Origin of the sequence: Saccharicrinis fermentans DSM 9555 = JCM 21142, assembly GCF_000517085.1 — a bacterium.
Taxonomy (GTDB): Bacteria; Bacteroidota; Bacteroidia; order Bacteroidales; family Marinilabiliaceae; genus Saccharicrinis; species Saccharicrinis fermentans.
The window spans coordinates 3177233-3195799 of the sequence record NZ_KI912107.1 but is presented as its reverse complement, the minus strand read 5'-3'; the positions used below and the strand labels follow the sequence as shown (position 1 = coordinate 3195799).

Here is an 18567-nt window from a genome sequence, read left to right as displayed (position 1 = left end):
TAAGTTAAAATACTTTTGTACGATAAAGTTTAGATAACATTGAAATATATTTTATATTATATAGCACTCTCTTTGGCTCTGCTGGTAAGTTCATGTAGTTCGGTTAAAAACGTGCCTGAAAATGAGTATCTTCTCCAAAAAGTACTTATCAAAAATAATCCACGGGATATTTCCAAGGAAAGGTTCATGCCTTATGTGAAACAGCGTGAAAACTTAAGGATTTTTGGAGTTCTAAAATTTCATTTGGGCTTATACAATTTTGCGGGAAAAGATACGACTAAAAAGATCAATAAATGGTTGCGTCGGGTGGGGGAGGCTCCTGTTTTGTATGATGAGTTATTGGCTCACCAATCAGCTGATCAGCTGGAAGTGTTCTTGAAAAATAAGGGCTATTTTCATGCCAGTGTTCATGACAGTTTGGTGGTGGTCTCTAAAAAAAAAGTAAAGGTTAGATATGTCATTGACCAAGGCAGGCAATTTAAGTTAGGAGACATTACCTATGGTGCCGTAGATTCAACCATTGGTAAATTGGTTCTGGAAGATAGTCATCGTAGCTTGCTCAAAAAAGGCAAAGCCTTTGATGTGTCATTGCATGATGCTGAAAGAGAACGGATCACGCGTAGTCTGAGAAATAAAGGTTATTACAATTTTTCTAAAGAGTTTATCTATTTTAAGGCTGATAGTTCTGTGGGCGGATTTATGGTCAATGATTCTGTAATTGTAAAAAATGCCCGTAAGGAGTTGGGGAGAGATAAAGATACCACTTTTGTACATCCTACCTTTCGTATCAAAAATGTGTATTATAGAATGGGCTATAATACGCATAAGGCATTGGCTGAGAAAGAAACTTATTTCTCGGAGTTCGATACTCTCATGATTCATGATTGTTATTTTCTGTACATTGATAAGGTGCGGGTTGACCCAGATGTACTGTATAATTCTAGTTATATACAGCCGGGGCAGTTATACAGAGTCGACCTGGTGGATCGTACACAGACTTTGTTATCCAACTTAAAAATATATCGCTTCGTCAATATTCGTTTTGATGAAGTAAGTGCTCCGGATACCGCAAGTACTGATGATAAATGGCTTGACTGCCATATTCAGTTGGTGCCTGCTAAATATCAGTCGTATTCCATAGATATAGAGGGTATTAATTCTTCTGGAAACCTGGGTGCAGGAGGTAATTTTAAGTATCAACATAAAAATTTACTGAAGGGAGCAGAAGAATTTAGCTTTAACTTTGGAGCTTCTATGCAAAATCAATTCGACAGACAGGAAGATCCATTTAGTACCTTAGAGATAGGTGGAGAGTCTGAAATTATATTTCCAAAATTTTGGATGCCTTTTAAAATTGAACGATTTCGCCAAAGGTATAATCCTAAAACATCCTTGTCGCTTGCTTATAATCATCAGCGTCGACCTGATTACACCAGAACGATTGCCACCGGAAAAATAAGTTATCTGTGGAAATCCAATAGAAATACTTCTCATATATTAACTCCATTGAGTATGAATTATGTGGGTATACCAACGGTTGATGCAGCCTTTGATTCTATTATTAGCGATACCTATTTAAAGTATTCTTATGAGGATCACTTGATCTCCAGTACCTCCTATTCAATTGTATATAATCAACAAGAGGTCAATAAACGTAAGGATTTTTGGTATGTCAATTGGAATGTTGAAGAAGCGGGAAATGTGTTGAACGTTTTTTCAAATACCTTAGGCGAGAAGGTGCAGGATGCGGAGGATGGCGATTATTATGAAGTGCTGGGAGTAAGGTATGCGCAGTATGTTCAGAGTGATATCGATATTCGGTATCACCATTACATGAACCGGATTAATAGTATGGCATATCGTTTTTATCTGGGTGTGGGGTATCCCTACGGAAATTTGAATGTGTTGCCCTTTGAAAAAAGATATTTCTCTGGTGGAGCTAATAGTATTCGAGCCTGGCCTGTACGTGGTGTGGGGCCTGGTTCGTATGATTCTGATGATGCCAACTATTACAACCAAACGGGTGATATAAAGCTTGAAATGAATGCCGAATATCGCTTTAAATTATTTTGGATGCTGGAAGGTGCTTTCTTTTTGGATGCAGGTAATATCTATACCATTCGAAAAGATATTAGTCCGGAAGGTGGATTGTTTAAGCTGAAAAATTTTAGTGATAAGCTGGCTGTAGGAACCGGATTAGGAATGCGCTTCGACTTAAAGTATTTTATCTTTAGAATGGATACTGGTATTAAGTTACGCGATCCTGTGGAGTCCGCTGGTAAACGGTGGCTTGTGGGAACCAGACCTTATACGTGGGGTGATGTGGCTTTTAACTTTGCCATTGGATATCCATTTTGATATGAGTACAGGCGTCGTGAAGGTGTGTTTGGGTAACACGGGTGCTTTTTTTGTTAAAAAACCTAACGTTTATCATTTTTGTTGTTAAACCAGTCTGGTTTACGCACGTAAATGAGTTTTATTTTGTACTTTTGCGGAATAATTCTGAATTAGTATATTTTATATAAAAGATTGCCTGTTAACTATTGCAGGAAAGGTCTCTAAAATTTTAAAAATAGACACAATGAAACAAAGAGTTTTGGATGTAGTAAAGCCAGGCGTTGTAACTGGTGACGACGTAAGCAAATTATTTAAAGTTGCAAAAGAGAACGGTTTTGCGTTACCAGCGGTAAACGTAGTAGGTACTGATTCTATAAACGGGGTTTTAGAAGCTGCGAAAGTGGTTAATTCTCCTGTAATCATCCAGTTGTCAAATGGTGGTGCTGCATTTTATGCAGGTAAAGGTATTGGTCTTGAAGGACAAGAAGGTGCAATTTTAGGAGCTGTTTCAGCTGCTAAACATGTACATATGGTAGCCGAAGCTTATGGTGTACCTGTGGTTTTACATACTGACCATGCTGCTAAAAAATTACTTCCATGGATCGACGGTCTTTTGGATGCTGGTGAGAAATATTTTGAAGAAACAGGAAAACCTCTTTTTAGCTCTCATATGCTAGATCTTTCTGAAGAGCCTCTTGAAGAAAACTTGGCGCTTTGTAAGAAATATTTTGAGCGTATGAACAAAATCGGTATGACCATTGAAATAGAACTTGGTATTACTGGTGGAGAAGAAGATGGCGTTGACAACTCTGATGTGGATAATGCATTGCTTTATACACAACCAGAAGAAGTAAACAAAGCATATGAAACATTGAAAGAAGTAGGAAATAACTTTACTATTGCTGCTTCATTTGGTAATGTGCATGGTGTTTATAAGCCAGGTAACGTTGTGTTGACTCCAAAAATTCTTGATAACTCTCAAAAATTTATTGAAAAGAAACATGGTTTGACAAATAACCCTGTGAACTTTGTATTCCATGGTGGATCAGGTTCTTCTTTAGAAGAAATTCGTGAAGCTATCGGTTACGGTGTGATTAAAATGAATATCGATACAGATACTCAGTGGGCTACCTGGGATGGTATTCGTAAATTCGAAGCTAAAAATCATGACTATCTTCAAGGACAAATCGGTAACCCAGAAGGTGACGATAAACCTAATAAGAAATTCTATGATCCTCGTAAGTGGTTGCGTGAAGGACAAGCTTCTTTAGTGGAAAGATTAAAAGTGGCATTTAACGACCTTAATTGCGTTGATGTACTTTAAAAATACAAGCCTTTTATAGCTTATGGCCCTCATCGTTTTTGGTGGGGGCTTTGTTTTTATGTGCATTTTTAGTTTTTTTACAGGCTTAATGATAAAATATACTATGAATCAAAAAAGAGATAGCTTTAGTGATAAGTTCGGAGTGATAGCCGCTGCTGCAGGATCGGCAATAGGCTTAGGTAATATTTGGCGATTCCCTTATGTGCTAGGAGAAAATGGAGGAGGGGCATTTCTTTTGATTTATTTGTTTTTTATTGTTGCCATTGGGGTTCCGGTGATGCTGTCTGAACTTTTGATTGGACGTAGAGCCCAACGAAGTGTGTTTGGCGCTTTTAAAATCTTGGCTCCCGGACTTAAGTTCTTTAAAGTGGTGGGGGTAATGGGGGTTTCGGCAGCTTTTTTGATACTTTCATTTTATGCCGTGGTAGCTGGGTGGACTGTTGAATATACCATGTTGGCTGTTGGGAATCAGCTGGTGGATAAAACCCCTGTGGAGTTATCGGATATGTTTGCTGATTTCTCTAGCTCTGTCTGGCGGCCTATTTTGTACCTCTTGGTTTTTATGGCTATGACAGCAGGTATTGTGATTGGTGGAGTGAAAAATGGTATCGAAAAGTATACAAAAGTATTGATGCCAATTTTGTTTGTGATTATTCTTGTGCTGTGTGTGAATGCCCTATTGTTGGATGGAGCTGTTGAAGGTTTGTCATTCCTTTTTCAACCTGACTTTTCAAAAATAAATGGAATTGTGGTTCTGGAGGCCTTGGGGCAAGCATTCTTTTCTTTAAGTATTGGGATGGGAATCATTGCTACCTATGGCTCATATATTCAGAAGAAAGAGAATCTATTAAATACGGCCATCTCTGTTTCTGTGGCTGATACATTGATTGCTGTCCTGGCTGGTGTAGCTATTTTTCCAGCAGTTTTTGCGTTTGGGATACAACCCGATGCAGGACCAGGTCTCGTATTTGTTACCTTGCCTAATATTTTTAACCAGATGTTTGGTGGCTATTTCTTTGCAATTGCTTTTTTTGTGTTGCTGCTGATCGCTGCATTAACTTCGTCTGTTTCGTTGTTGGAAGTTGTTGTAGCTTATATTACTGAGGAAATTCATCTGAGTAGACAAAAGGCTACCTTATTAGCTACTGTTATGGTGACTTTTCTGGGAGTGTTTTGTGTGATATATCCTTTTTTGTTCGATTCCTTCGATTATGTGACTTCTAATTTCATGTTACCCATTAGTGGAATACTTATATCTGTTTTTGTGGGGTGGATTATTGGTAAACAGCATACAAAGGAAGAATTGGAAGCGCATGGCGGTTCGGTGAAAATTGTAGGTGTATTGATTGTAATATTAAAAATTGTTGCTCCTTTTGCTATTGCCCTCGTTTTTATGAAAAATCTTGGATTATTGGATTTGTTTATTCGTTGATCTTATTGTTAATCTGTATAGTGTAGTATATGAGCAAGCGTGACAGCTTTAGTAGTAAGTTCGGCGTAATAGCAGCTGCTGCCGGGTCGGCTATTGGTTTGGGAAACATCTGGCGTTTCCCGTATGTGTTGGGTGAAAACGGAGGAGGTGCATTCTTTCTGATTTATCTTTTTTTTATTGTATCTATCGGTATACCTGTTATGTTGTCAGAGTTGGTGATTGGGAGGAGGTCGCAGAGTAGTATTTTTGGTGCATTTAAAGTGTTGTGTCCTGGGGTGAGTTTCTTTCAAGTGGTGGGGGTGATGGGCGTGGCAGCCGCCTTTCTTATTTTGTCTTTTTATTCTGTTGTGGCAGGGTGGACTGTTGAGTATACTGTTCTGGCAATTGGAAATCAACTTTCAGATAAAACGCCCGAGCAGCTTTCTGTTTTATTTCAGGATTTCTCCACCTCGCTTTGGCGCCCCATATTTTACCTGGTGGTCTTTATGTTTCTTACTGCTGGAATAGTCATCGGTGGTGTGAAGAATGGGATTGAGAGATATGCAAAAATACTAATGCCTGTTTTGTTTTTGATTATCATTATCCTTTGTGTGAAATCGGCTTCTTTATCTGGAGCCGTGGAGGGCTTTAAGTTTCTGTTTCAACCAGATTTTTCTAAGATAACCGGTAATGTGGTGCTCGAGGCGTTGGGACAGGCCTTTTTTTCTTTGAGTATTGGAATGGGGGCCATCGCAACTTATGGGAGCTATGTGCAGAAAAAGGAAAATTTGGTGCATGCAGCTGTGTCGGTTTCAATGGTAGATACACTGATAGCCGTTTTGGCGGGAGTGGCTATTTTTCCAGCTGTCTTTGCTTTTAATATTCAACCAGATGCGGGTCCAGGATTGGTTTTTGTTACACTGCCTAATATCTTCAACCAAATGGGGGGAGGCTATTTTTTCTCGGTGGCTTTTTTTGTGCTCCTATTAATTGCTGCGTTAACCTCTTCAGTTTCCTTACTAGAGGTGGTGGTGGCCTATTTTACTGATGAGTTAAAAATGTCTCGTAAATATGCCACACTTCTGGGAACTATATTGATGATTGTTTTGGGAGTGTTTTGTGTGATTTATCCAAAATTGTTCGATGCTTTTGAATGGACTTCTTCTAATTTGTTGCTGCCCCTGGGTGGTATACTCATATCTGTATTTATAGGGTGGTTTTTAGGCAAGGATAAGGTGAAAGAAGAAATAGAGGCACACGGTGGGAAAGTTGTAATACTTAATGTCTTTATGGTTATCGTTAAGATATTTGCCCCCATTGCCGTAGCTTTGGTATTTATGAAAAATATAGGTTTATTGGGCTAGTGTTCATACGTGTGCTGTGCTTTCTTTTCTATTGTTTTATGTGTGAAGTGATGAAATTAATAACTGTTTTTTCCTTTAATCCAAATGATGTTTTAGAACTTCGTAATAGATTTTCTAAAGTATTTTTAGGATTTAATAAGAAATTATTAAATTGATGGAGCAAACTTAAGTATTTATATTTCATGTGGAACGGCTTCTTTTTATACACGCGTAGCGAGCAAAAAGGGATTGTAGTTCTTCTTTCGTTGATACTGATTGTATTAGGCGTACGTTTTTCTATGCCATATTGGATGAGGTACCTTGTTTCTGAGGAGTTTGATGAGGCGTTTTTGCAAAAAGTGCAGGCCGTAAATGAACAGGTGAATAACGAAGGGTATCAGGAAAAGGATGATTCGCTTTTTTTCTTTAATCCGAATACCATATCTTCAGAAGGGTTGTTGGCCTTAGGATTTAATACTTATCAGGCAAAATCGTTGATTAGATATAGGAATAAGATAGGACCTATCCGCGATAAAGAGGATATGTTACAGGTGTACGGAATGGATTCATCCACTTATTTTAGTATTGAGGATTTTATCATCTGGCCGGATAATCTTGTTCGCAATGATTCTGAGATGCCCGGGAATATGAAGCCGTCCCAAAAGATGGAGTGGGTCAATTTTAATAGGCAAGATGATGATTTTTGGCAGAAAAATGTACACTCAGGGCCAATCCGGCAAGAGATACAAAGGCTTCTTCAAACCCACTATATATCCAAATCACTCCCTTATACTAAAGTTAAAAACTATAACGACGAATATCTGCTTCGTTGGCTTAGGAACAATAGTAGTCCTAAAACTAAGTTCCATTTCAAAAAAGAGGCTGCAGCACTGCCCGTGGTAGAGCTAAATTCAGCCGATACATCACAGCTGAAACAACTGCGCGGTATTGGAAGTAAACTGTCAGTTAGAATCGTCAAATTTCGTAATTCTTTGGGAGGCTTCTATTGTAAGTCACAATTGGGAGAAGTGTATGGTATTTCGGAAGACCTATATAAGAGTTTGGTAAAGCATATTTCAGTTGACACCACCTTGGTTAAGAAAATAAAACCTGGACAGCTGAAGATAGAGGAAATAAGTAAGCATGCTTATATTAACTATGAGCAAGCCAAAGAACTGAAAAATCTATATCGGAAAATAAGTCAGCCCCATAAAGAAGACGTTTTGAAGCTGGAATCCATAGAAGAAAGGGATTGGGAAAAGATTAAATTCTATCTGGATGGCTCATGATACATATATTGGTGCTATACGATATGTGTATTGAATAGATGGAGCGGATTGTGATGTCGCAGTGCTGGCGACGAAAGAACTATGTTTGTATTAGACCCGAAAAATGCAGTGGAGAACCTATTGCTGGTTAATGCCGACTGCCAACTTATTTTGAGTAACTTACAAAAAAATATTATCCAATTATTTGCTGCAATGAATAAACTTTAGTTTCTTTGTACCCGCAAATAATTGAGGTGTTGCCAAAAGTTCTTTGGAATAAGTTGATTGTTTGGATGTTAGTAAATAAATTTGTACGCAAATAATAAAATAAAAAGGAAAAAATTATGATTGTTATTCCAATTAAAGAGGGTGAAAACATCGAGAGAGCATTGAAAAAATTCAAAAGAAAATTTGAAAAGACAGGTGCTATGCGTGAGTTACGTTCTCGTCAGGCTTATACAAAACCTTCTGTTGAGAGAAGAGAAGAAGTAAAAAAAGCGATTTACGTTCAGCAATTGCAACAAAACGAGGAATAGTAAAAAATAATCGGGTCATGTTACGGTAAATTTTGTATATTCGTTTTTACGATAAAGTTAGATGTGACCCTGGATGATTACAATTCAATCGTTTTTTAAATATTTAGAGTTCGAGAAGCGCAGTTCACAGTATACACTGAGCGCATATCGCTGCGATCTCGAACAATTTTTATCTTTTTGCGAAGATAAAAATATACATGAGTTAGGCGCAATAACGACTAAGGTTGTGCGTAGTTGGGTGGTTAAGTTAGTTAATGACGGAATGGCTCCCAAAAGTGTAAGTAGAAAAGTAACGGCCTTAAAATCCTTTTTCAAATTTCAAATGAGAGAAGGGGTTGTGGAGGTCAGTCCTGTTGATGGAGTTGTCACTCCAAAAATTCCCAAGAGATTACCGGTTTTTGTTCGTGATTCAGAAATGAATCATCTGTTGGATGATGTTCCCTTTCGTGATGACTATGAAGGAGTACGTGATAAAATGATTTTAGAATTGTTTTATGGCTCTGGTATGCGTTTGTCGGAATTGGTTCATTTAACGGATCGCAATTTTGATTTAAGGGAAGGTGTTGTTCGGGTGACAGGTAAGTTTAATAAGGATCGTATTATTCCCATGTATAATGAGTTGGTAAGTATGGTGCGGGAATACCAAAAAGTGAGAAATCGTGAGTTTGGTATGAACAAGGTGGATGCTTTTTTTCTGACAGTAAAAGGTGCCAAAGTTTACCATAAGCTTGTTTATCGGGTTGTGAATAAATATTTGGGTCTAGTGACTACATTGCATAAAAAAAGCCCCCATGTTTTAAGGCATTCTTTTGCAACATCATTGCTCAATGCTGGCGCCGACTTAAATGCTATTAAGGAGCTTTTAGGGCATTCAAATTTAAATGCTACAGAAGTTTATACGCATAATAGTTTCGAAAAAATTACCGATATATATAATCAGGCCCATCCGCGGTCTTAATAAAAGGAGGATTTCATATGAACGTAACAATTCAATCAGTAAAATTTGATGCTGCTGATAAGTTGAAGGGATTTATCGAGCAAAAGGTAAACAAGCTGGATGTTTTTTTTGATAGGATTATCGATGCAGAGGTAATTCTGAAGCTTGACAAATCAGAAACTGCTGAAAACAAGGTGGCGGAAATCGCTTTGAAGGTACCTGGCTCGGAGTTGTTTGCCAAAAAACAAACCAAAACATTTGAAGAAGCAGTAGACCTTTGTTGCGAGGCGCTTCGGAAACAGCTGATCAAGAAAAAAGAAAAAGTGAAGTAAAGGTAGATCTGTCAATCATTGTAGTTCATTTTGTATTGGTTCAATGTATTGTTAGATAGTGTTTTATTGAAAACGGGCAAGTGTTTGTAAATGTAAGTTTAAAAAAAAACATATTTTTTTGTGGTCTTTTAAAAATATATTATACATTTGCACACCGTTTTAAGAACGTAAAATAAAATACCTAAAATAAGCTAAAGATAGGCTGGTTGTTGAAAAGTGATCAGCCTATTGAATGTTAAATATGCAACCTTTTAAAGAAAAGGATGTTTAGGGGGAGATACCAAAGTGGCCAACTGGGGCGGACTGTAACTCCGCTGACTTTCGTCTTCGTAGGTTCGAATCCTGCTCTCCCCACAAGAACCGGAAAATATTGAAAATTATCCGGGGTTTTGCGAAGTTTTTGATTAATAAATCATTACCTTTGTAGCCCCGAATCAAAAAAAAGCGGGAGTAGCTCAGCTGATAGAGCATTAGCCTTCCAAGCTAAGGGTCGCGGGTTTGAATCCCGTCTCCCGCTCATTCGCCGATGTAGCTCAGGGGTAGAGCGTTTCCTTGGTAAGGAAGAGGTCATGGGTTCAAATCCCATCATTGGCTCTATTCTGGTTCGGAATTTTAAAAAATTATAAGTTAATATCTAATTGTCTAATTATTCGAGTTATGGCTAAAGAACATTATGACAGGTCAAAGCCTCACGTGAACATCGGTACAATTGGTCACGTTGACCACGGTAAAACTACTTTAACTGCTGCAATTACTAAAGTGTTGGCAGATAAAGGTTTTTCTGAAGCAAAGGATTTTGATCAAATTGACAATGCTCCTGAAGAGAAAGAAAGGGGTATTACAATTAACAGTGCGCACGTTGAGTATGCAACGGCAAATCGTCACTATGCACACGTTGACTGTCCAGGTCACGCCGATTACGTGAAGAACATGGTAACTGGTGCTGCGCAAATGGATGGTGCAATCATCGTAGTAGCTTCTACAGATGGACCTATGCCTCAAACTCGCGAGCACATCCTATTAGCACGTCAGGTAAACGTACCTAAATTGGTCGTTTTCATGAACAAAGTTGATATGGTTGACGACGAGGAGCTTTTAGAGCTTGTTGAGATGGAAATTCGTGAGCTATTAGACTTCTATGAGTTTGATGGTGACAACACTCCAGTTATCCAGGGATCTGCTCTTGGAGCATTAAATGGTGAAGAAAAGTGGGTTGAGAAAATTATGGAGTTAATGGATGCCGTTGATACTTGGATTCCAATTCCTCCACGTGATGTTGATAAGCCTTTCTTGATGCCTATCGAAGACGTATTCTCTATTACTGGTCGTGGTACTGTAGCTACAGGTCGTATCGAAACAGGTACTATCCACACTGGTGACGAAATGCAAATTATTGGTCTTGGTGCCGAAGGTAAAAAAACTGTATGTACTGGTGTTGAAATGTTCCGTAAGATTCTTGATGACGGACAAGCTGGTGATAACGTAGGTTTATTATTACGTGGTATCGATAAAGATGAAGTAAAAAGAGGTATGGTTCTTGGTGCGCCAGGACTAATCACTCCACATACTAAGTTTAAAGCTGAGGTATATGTATTGAAGAAAGAAGAAGGTGGTCGTCACACTCCTTTCCACAACAAATACCGTCCTCAATTCTACCTACGTACGCTTGATGTAACTGGTGAGATCACTCTTCCAGAAGGTACTGAAATGGTAATGCCTGGTGATAACGTTACTATTAACGTTGAGCTTATTTACCCAGTAGCTATCGATCAAGGTCTTCGTTTCGCTATCCGTGAGGGTGGTAGAACAGTAGGTGCTGGTCAGGTAACTGAAATTATTGAGTAATCAATAAATAGTATAAAGTCTTAATGGAAGGATTTATTCCTTCCATTATTACACGGGATTAGCTCAGTTGGTAGAGCACTGGTCTCCAAAACCAGGTGTCAGGAGTTCGAGTCTCTTATCCCGTGCTAAGCCGGATGAAAATCGTTCAATCGATGGTTATCCGGCAAGTTAGTGAAAGGAATCAAGGTGTTAAAAACATCAGTTTACACAGGAACCTGTCGGAGATTTTGTACCTTTGATAGAAATTAAAGAATAAACTAGTGAGCAAGATTGTTAATTACTTTAAAGACGTTCAAAACGAATTAGTAAATAAAACGTCATGGCCAACTTGGTCCGAATTACAAAATAGTGCTTTAGTAGTAATGGTTGCAACTGCAATTATTGCCACAATTGTTTATGGAATGGATTTTTCATTTGAGAAAGTACTAGATTGGATTTATAAGAAACTTTACTAAGATTTGGAGCAAATGAGTAACCTAGAAAAAAAATGGTATGTGCTTAGAGCCATTGGGGGTAAGGAAAAAAAAGTAAAGGAATACGTTGAAAATGAAGTTGAACGTCTGAATTTACATGACTATATCGCTCAGGTTCTGATACCGCAGGAGAAGGTTTATCAAATACGTAATGGAAAAAAAATTAGCAAAGAGCGTAATTATTTTCCTGGATACGTAATGATTGAAGCTGCTCTCGTGGGTGAAGTACCACATATCTTAAAAGGTATCCCTAATGTTATTGGCTTTTTGGGAGATCGTGATAATAGTGCGGTGCCTTTACGCGTGTCGGAAGTAAATCGTATTTTGGGTAAAGTAGATGAGCTTTCCGATAGCGAAAATGAGGAACTGAACGTACCGTATTTTGTAGGTGAAACCGTGAAAGTAATTGATGGTCCATTTAACGGTTTTAATGGCATTATCGAAGAAGTAAATGAAGAGAAAAGAAAACTACAGGTTATGGTTAAGATTTTCGGAAGAAAAACACCATTAGAACTAAGTTTTCTTCAAGTAGAAAAAGAACAATAAGTCGCTTTATCTTGTATGTTTAAGCTTCCATAAAAGACTTGTCTTTTATCACTGCAGGAACAAAAGAGACTGAATTCTTATATATATATTAATTTTAATACGAATTGCTACATGGCTAAAGAAGTAGAAACTTTTATCAAGTTACAGATAAAAGGTGGAGCGGCAAACCCTTCGCCACCAGTAGGGCCTGCATTAGGTGCTAAAGGTGTGAATATTATGGAGTTTTGTAAGCAATTCAACGGCAGAACTCAGGAAAAAGCAGGTAAGGTTTTACCAGTTGTTATATCGGTGTATACAGATAAGTCTTTCGACTTTGTTATTAAAACACCACCAGCAGCTGTTCAACTTTTGGATGCTGCTAAGCTTAAAAGTGGTTCAGCAGAACCTAACCGTAAAAAGGTAGGTTCAGTATCATGGGATCAAGTGAAAGCAATAGCTGAGGATAAAATGGCTGATTTGAATTGTTTTACAGTTAGCTCCGGTATGAAGATGGTGGCCGGAACTGCCAGAAGTATGGGTATCACCGTTGATGGTGAATTCCCTGGTGATAATTAATTAAATACCATTTTGGAGATATGACAAAACTAACAAAAAATAAAAAGTTAGCGTTAGATAAAATCGAAGCCGGAAAGCAATATACGCTTGAGGATGCAGCCAAATTGGTGAAAGAAGTCACAAACACAAAATTTGATGCTTCGGTAGATGTTGACGTACGGTTAGGTGTTGATCCAAGAAAGGCAAACCAGATGGTAAGGGGTATTTGTACTCTGCCTCATGGTACAGGTAAAGATGTTCGTGTGCTTGTTTTGTGTACCCCCGATAAAGAGGAAGAAGCAAAAAGTGCAGGTGCTGATTACGCCGGATTGGATGAATACGTGGAAAAAATCAAAGGCGGATGGACCGATATTGATGTAATTATTACCATGCCTAGTGTAATGGCTAAAGTAGGACAATTAGGACGCGTTTTGGGTCCTCGTGGTCTGATGCCAAACCCTAAGAGTGGTACCGTTACAATGGAGATCGGAAAAGCCGTGAATGAAGTGAAAGCCGGTAAAATCGACTTTAAAGTTGATAAGTATGGTATTATTCACGCTTCAATCGGTAAAGTATCCTTTGATGAGAACAAAATTGTTGAGAATGCAAAAGAATTTATTAATGTGATTAATAAACTTAAACCTTCTTCAGCAAAAGGTACTTATATTAAAAGCATTAGTCTTTCAAGTACCATGAGTCCGGGTATTAGGATTGAGGCCAAATCGGTTGAAGCCTAAATGTTTAATTAACAGAAAAGAAAGGAATCATGAAAAAGGAAGATAAAAGCTTACTTGTTAAAGAACTCGCTAAAAATATAGCCGCTTATAATCACTTTTATGTGGTGGATGCCGGTGAATTGGATTCGAGTAAAACAAGCGACCTTCGTAGACTTTGTTTCAACAAAGAAGTGAAAATGATGATGGTGAAAAATACCTTACTCGTTAAAGCACTTCAGGAGTCTGAAGGAGAATATGAAGAATTGTATGAAACGTTGAAAGGTTCTACTGCAGTTTTCTTTTCAAATACTGGTAATGTGCCTGCTAAATTAATCAAAGAGTTTAGCAAAGTAAACAAAAAACCTGTGTTAAAAAGTGCGTATGTAGAGGAGTCTATTTATGTTGGCGAGAATCAATTAGATGCCCTTGTTAGCATTAAATCTAAAGACGAACTTATCGGCGATATTATTGCATTATTACAATCACCTGCAAAAAATGTTATTTCTGCGCTTCAGTCGGGTGGTTCTACAATACACGGTGTGCTACAAACACTAGCAGAAAGAGAGTAAATAAAATAGTAAAAAAACAATATTTTAATAATAGAAAAAATGGCAGATTTAAAGAAGCTTGCAGAGGAATTAGTTAACCTAACAGTAAAAGACGTTAACGAACTTGCAGAGATCCTTAAAGAAGAATATGGTATTGAACCTGCTGCTGCAGCTGTTGCTGTTGCTGGACCTGCAGCTGGTGGCGAAGCCGCTGCTGCTGAAGAGCAAACAGAATTTGACGTGATTCTTAAATCAGCTGGTGGATCTAAATTAGCTATCGTTAAGTTAGTGAAAGAGATGACTGGCGTTGGTCTTAAAGAGGCTAAAGAATTAGTTGACAAAGCTCCTGCACCATTGAAAGAAAAAGTAACTAAAGAAGAGGCTGAAGCACTTAAAACTCAGTTAACAGAGGCTGGAGCAGAAGTTGAACTTAAGTAATTATTACTACCTTTTATAGGGGACGGTTTAGGGACTTATCGGAGATAAGTTCCTAGACCTTTTTATGCATTTATGTTATAAGTTCAATTAATTTTTGTTGATAGATGACTCCAAATACCACAAGCGAAAGGATTAGCTTTGCTTCTATTAAAAATCAACTAGAGTATCCCGATTTTTTAGAAGTGCAATTAAAATCGTTCCGTGAGTTCTTTCAACAGGGAGCTACTCCTGAAGAAAGAAAAACAGAAGGTTTGTTTCAAGTTTTTGAAGAGAACTTTCCCATCACGGACACAAGAAACAATTTTGTACTCGAGTTTCTTGATTTCGGTATAGATCCGGCTAGATACTCAATCCAAGAGTGTACTGAGCGTGGACTTACCTATAGTGTACCTTTAAAGGCTAAACTTAAATTGTATTGTACCGATCCGGAACATGAGGATTTTGATACGGTTGTACAAGATGTTTACCTGGGTACTGTGCCATATATGACAGATAAGGGTAGTTTTATTATCAATGGTGCGGAAAGGGTTGTTGTGTCGCAGCTTCACCGTTCTCCCGGCGTATTCTTCGGTCAGAGTACCCACGCTAATGGTACAAAATTATATTCTGCACGTATTATTCCTTTTAAAGGTTCGTGGATAGAATTTGCCACTGATATCAACAGTGTGATGTATGCTTACATCGACAGGAAGAAAAAGCTGCCAGTAACTACATTGCTCCGGGCAATTGGTTATGAAAGCGATAAAGAAATTTTAGAGATCTTTGACTTGGCCGACGAAGTGAAGGTTTCCAAGTCTGGATTAAAGAAAGTAGTAGGTCGTAAACTTGCTGCTCGTGTCCTGAAAACATGGATCGAAGATTTCGTGGATGAGGATACCGGTGAAGTTGTTTCCATCGAGCGTAATGAGGTGATCATTGACCGTGAAACTATCATCGAAACAGAGCACATTGAAGAGATTGTTGATTCAGGTGCCAAAACTATTCTGCTGCATAAGGAAAATCAGAACCTTTCTGATTTCGCTATTATATATAATACGCTTCAAAAGGATCCTTGTAACTCCGAAAAAGAAGCTGTCTTACATATCTATCGTCAATTACGTAACGCTGAGCCACCTGATGAGTCTACAGCACGTGATGTCATCGATAAATTGTTCTTCTCTGATAAACGTTATGATTTAGGAGAAGTGGGACGTTATCGTTTGAATAAAAAATTGGGTCAGGATACCGATATGGATACCAAGGTACTGACTAAACCTGATATTATTCAAATTATCAAGTACTTAATTGAACTGATTAACTCAAAAACAGAAGTTGATGATATTGATCACCTGAGTAACCGTCGTGTACGTACTGTAGGTGAACAATTAGGAAATCAGTTTGGCGTTGGTTTAGCTCGTATGGCCCGTACCATACGTGAAAGAATGAACGTTAGAGATAATGAGGTGTTTACACCGATCGAATTGATCAATAGTAAAACTTTATCTTCTGTTATAAATAGTTTCTTCGGAACGAATGCCTTGTCTCAGTTTATGGATCAAACAAATCCTTTGGCTGAGATTACACATAAGCGTAGGATGTCAGCGTTAGGACCTGGTGGTCTTTCTCGTGAAAGAGCCGGTTTTGAGGTTCGGGATGTTCACTATACGCATTATGGTCGTTTATGTCCGATTGAAACACCTGAAGGACCTAACATTGGTCTGATTTCTTCATTGTGTGTGTTCGCTAAGATAAATGATCTTGGTTTTATTGAAACACCTTATCGTAAGGTGAATAATGGTAAAGTTGATTTGTCTCCAGAGGGTGTGACTTATTTGAGTGCAGAGGAGGAGGAAGAGCTGACAATTGCGCAGGCTAATGCACCGCTCGATGAAGAAGGAAACTTTGTAAATAATAAAATTAAAGCCCGTTTAGAAGCGGATTATCCTTTGGCTACTCCTGAGGAGGTTCACTTAATGGATGTGGCTCCTAATCAGATTGCCTCTGTGGCCGCATCACTAATTCCATTCCTGGAACACGATGATGCCAACCGTGCATTGATGGGATCTAACATGATGCGCCAGGCCGTTCCTTTATTACGTCCTGAAGCACCTATCGTTGGTACCGGTCTGGAAGGAAAATTGATTAGCGATTCAAGAACCAATATCGTCGCTGAGAAGGATGGAGTTATTGAGTTCTGTGATGCCGAAGAAATCGTTATTCGTTATGACCTGACGGAAAATGAGAAATTCGTAAGTTTTGATTCTGAAACAAAACGATATAAAATACCTAAATTCCAGAAAACGAACCAGAATACTTGTATTGACTTAAAACCAATGGTGGTTACAGGTCAACGAGTGAAGGCTGGCCAAATTCTGACACAGGGGTATTCAACAGAAAATGGAGAGTTGGCCTTAGGACGTAACCTGAAAGTGGCATTTATGCCTTGGAAAGGTTATAACTTTGAGGATGCGATCGTTATTTCGGAACGTGTTGTGCGTGAAGACGTATTTACCTCTGTTCATATTGATGAATATTCTTTGGAGGTTCGTGATACTAAACGTGGACTGGAGGAATTGACCTCTGATATTCCCAATGTTAGTGAAGAGGCTACCAAAGATCTAGATGATAATGGATTGATTAGAGTGGGTGCCCACGTGGAACCTGGTGACATCTTGATAGGTAAGATTACACCAAAAGGAGAGAGTGATCCTACGCCTGAGGAAAAATTATTGCGTGCTATCTTTGGTGAAAAAGCAGGTGATGTGAAAGATGCATCATTGAAAGCTTCTCCATCATTGAAAGGTGTGGTGATTAATAAAAAGCTTTTTTCTCGTATCATTAAAGATAGAAAAGCTAGGTCTTCTGATAAACCTTTGATTGCGAAAATTGACGAGGAATTTGATCGCTCGGTAGCTGATTTAAGAAATCGTTTGGTGGATAAATTATTTACCGTTGTTAATGGCAAGACTTCACAGGGTGTACAGGATTACTTTGGTGTAGATATCGTTTCTAAAGGTACTAAGTTTACCCAAAAGATATTGAGTGATATCGATTACCATAATATCGATCCAAATAAATGGACTACCGATAAGGATAAAAATGAATTGATCCAGAAATTGATTCATAATTATCTGTTGAAGTTCCAAGAATATGAAGCGAAAGAGAAACGTCAAAAATATAACCTGACCATTGGAGATGAACTTCCTGCTGGTATCGTTCAATTGGCTAAAGTTTATATTGCCAAAAAACGTAAAATCACCGTTGGTGATAAAATGGCGGGACGTCATGGTAACAAAGGTATTGTATCTAGGATCGTTCGTGTAGAAGATATGCCTTTCTTGGAAGACGGAACACCCGTTGATATTGTACTTAACCCATTGGGTGTGCCATCAAGGATGAACTTAGGTCAGATCTATGAAACCGTACTTGGTTGGGCCGGTAAAGAATTAGGTGTTAAGTTTGCTACACCTATTTTTGATGGTGCCAAGTTCTCTGATATGGATGAATGGACTACCAAGGCTAATGTACCTGCTTATGGTAAAAGTTATTTGTATGATGGAGGAACAGGAAATAGATTTCACCAGCCAGCGACGGTAGGTGTGATTTATATGCTTAAACTGGGACACATGGTTGAGGATAAAATGCATGCCCGTTCTATCGGACCTTACTCGCTGATTACTCAGCAACCATTAGGTGGTAAGGCTCAGTTTGGTGGTCAGCGTTTTGGAGAGATGGAAGTTTGGGCATTGGAGGCCTTTGGTGCTGCCAATATCTTACAGGAAATATTAACCGTTAAGTCTGATGATGTAATGGGTCGTGCGAAAGCTTACGAGGCCATCGTAAAAGGAGACCCAATGCCGAAACCGGGAATCCCCGAATCACTTAATGTGTTGTTGCACGAGCTTAGAGGTCTTGGTTTAAGTGTAAATCTTGATTAAAGCCTTTTTATCATTGGGTAATGCCTCGCATTATTCAATGATTGCCTTATTTGTTTTAAATT

At 38.4% G+C, this 18567-nt stretch carries 16 protein-coding genes and 4 tRNA genes; all 20 read left to right on the top strand.

Going from position 1 to position 18567, the window contains the following annotated elements; all coding sequences use genetic code 11:
* The first annotated feature begins 39 nt into the window (after positions 1-39).
* The 20 genes from tamL (at position 40) to rpoB (ending at position 18505) form a co-directional block, all read left to right on the top strand.
* Positions 40-2358 (top strand): translocation and assembly module lipoprotein TamL, encoded by a 2319-nt coding sequence (gene tamL / locus CYTFE_RS0112915; RefSeq protein WP_044212726.1) that lies wholly within the window; start codon positions 40-42, stop codon positions 2356-2358.
* A gap of 223 nt (positions 2359-2581) precedes the next feature.
* Positions 2582-3661, top strand: a complete 1080-nt coding sequence (gene fbaA / locus CYTFE_RS0112910; protein ID WP_027472131.1) for a class II fructose-bisphosphate aldolase — start codon at positions 2582-2584, stop codon at positions 3659-3661.
* A 103-nt stretch (positions 3662-3764) separates the two neighbouring features.
* Entirely contained in the window at positions 3765-5093 is a 1329-nt protein-coding gene (locus CYTFE_RS0112905) for a sodium-dependent transporter (RefSeq protein WP_152541735.1), read from the top strand.
* A 29-nt stretch (positions 5094-5122) separates the two neighbouring features.
* A complete protein-coding gene (locus tag CYTFE_RS0112900; protein ID WP_027472129.1) occupies positions 5123-6436 on the top strand; it encodes a sodium-dependent transporter in 1314 nt (437 codons plus the stop codon).
* A 182-nt stretch (positions 6437-6618) separates the two neighbouring features.
* On the top strand, positions 6619-7704 hold the full coding sequence (locus tag CYTFE_RS28750) for a helix-hairpin-helix domain-containing protein (RefSeq protein ID WP_052343183.1): 1086 nt from the start codon (positions 6619-6621) through the stop codon (positions 7702-7704).
* Positions 7705-8027: 323 nt separating this feature from the next.
* Complete coding sequence (gene rpsU / locus CYTFE_RS0112880) at positions 8028-8219, top strand: 30S ribosomal protein S21 (RefSeq protein ID WP_027472128.1); 192 nt, start codon at positions 8028-8030, stop codon at positions 8217-8219.
* 73 nt (positions 8220-8292) lie between these two features.
* Positions 8293-9177 carry a tyrosine-type recombinase/integrase gene (locus CYTFE_RS0112875; protein WP_027472127.1) on the top strand — a complete coding sequence of 295 codons (885 nt, stop codon included), beginning with the start codon at positions 8293-8295 and terminating at the stop codon, positions 9175-9177.
* 17 nt (positions 9178-9194) lie between these two features.
* Positions 9195-9488 (top strand): ribosome hibernation-promoting factor, HPF/YfiA family, encoded by a 294-nt coding sequence (gene hpf / locus CYTFE_RS0112870; protein WP_027472126.1) that lies wholly within the window; start codon positions 9195-9197, stop codon positions 9486-9488.
* Between the two features lie 271 nt (positions 9489-9759).
* Positions 9760-9842: transfer RNA gene (locus tag CYTFE_RS0112865), tRNA-Tyr, on the top strand.
* Positions 9843-9932: 90 nt separating this feature from the next.
* A tRNA-Gly gene (locus tag CYTFE_RS0112860) sits at positions 9933-10005 on the top strand.
* A 5-nt stretch (positions 10006-10010) separates the two neighbouring features.
* Positions 10011-10082 (top strand) — tRNA-Thr (locus CYTFE_RS0112855).
* 63 nt (positions 10083-10145) lie between these two features.
* The gene (gene tuf / locus CYTFE_RS0112850) at positions 10146-11333 is read left to right on the top strand and encodes an elongation factor Tu (protein WP_027472125.1); all 1188 of its coding nucleotides are present in this window, start codon (positions 10146-10148) and stop codon (positions 11331-11333) included.
* A gap of 52 nt (positions 11334-11385) precedes the next feature.
* A tRNA-Trp gene (locus tag CYTFE_RS0112845) sits at positions 11386-11458 on the top strand.
* 135 nt (positions 11459-11593) lie between these two features.
* Positions 11594-11788: a preprotein translocase subunit SecE gene (gene secE / locus CYTFE_RS0112840; RefSeq protein ID WP_027472124.1), complete on the top strand. Its 195-nt coding sequence runs from the start codon at positions 11594-11596 to the stop codon at positions 11786-11788.
* A 12-nt stretch (positions 11789-11800) separates the two neighbouring features.
* Complete coding sequence (gene nusG, locus CYTFE_RS0112835; protein ID WP_027472123.1) at positions 11801-12352, top strand: transcription termination/antitermination protein NusG; 552 nt, start codon at positions 11801-11803, stop codon at positions 12350-12352.
* Positions 12353-12463: 111 nt separating this feature from the next.
* Complete coding sequence (gene rplK / locus CYTFE_RS0112830) at positions 12464-12907, top strand: 50S ribosomal protein L11 (protein WP_027472122.1); 444 nt, start codon at positions 12464-12466, stop codon at positions 12905-12907.
* A gap of 20 nt (positions 12908-12927) precedes the next feature.
* The gene (rplA, locus tag CYTFE_RS0112825; protein WP_027472121.1) at positions 12928-13623 is read left to right on the top strand and encodes a 50S ribosomal protein L1; all 696 of its coding nucleotides are present in this window, start codon (positions 12928-12930) and stop codon (positions 13621-13623) included.
* A gap of 29 nt (positions 13624-13652) precedes the next feature.
* The gene (gene rplJ / locus CYTFE_RS0112820; protein ID WP_027472120.1) at positions 13653-14171 is read left to right on the top strand and encodes a 50S ribosomal protein L10; all 519 of its coding nucleotides are present in this window, start codon (positions 13653-13655) and stop codon (positions 14169-14171) included.
* A 39-nt stretch (positions 14172-14210) separates the two neighbouring features.
* On the top strand, positions 14211-14588 hold the full coding sequence (gene rplL, locus CYTFE_RS0112815) for a 50S ribosomal protein L7/L12 (RefSeq protein WP_027472119.1): 378 nt from the start codon (positions 14211-14213) through the stop codon (positions 14586-14588).
* Positions 14589-14692: 104 nt separating this feature from the next.
* Positions 14693-18505: a DNA-directed RNA polymerase subunit beta gene (gene rpoB, locus CYTFE_RS0112810; RefSeq protein WP_027472118.1), complete on the top strand. Its 3813-nt coding sequence runs from the start codon at positions 14693-14695 to the stop codon at positions 18503-18505.
* The last annotated feature ends 62 nt before the right edge of the window (positions 18506-18567 follow it).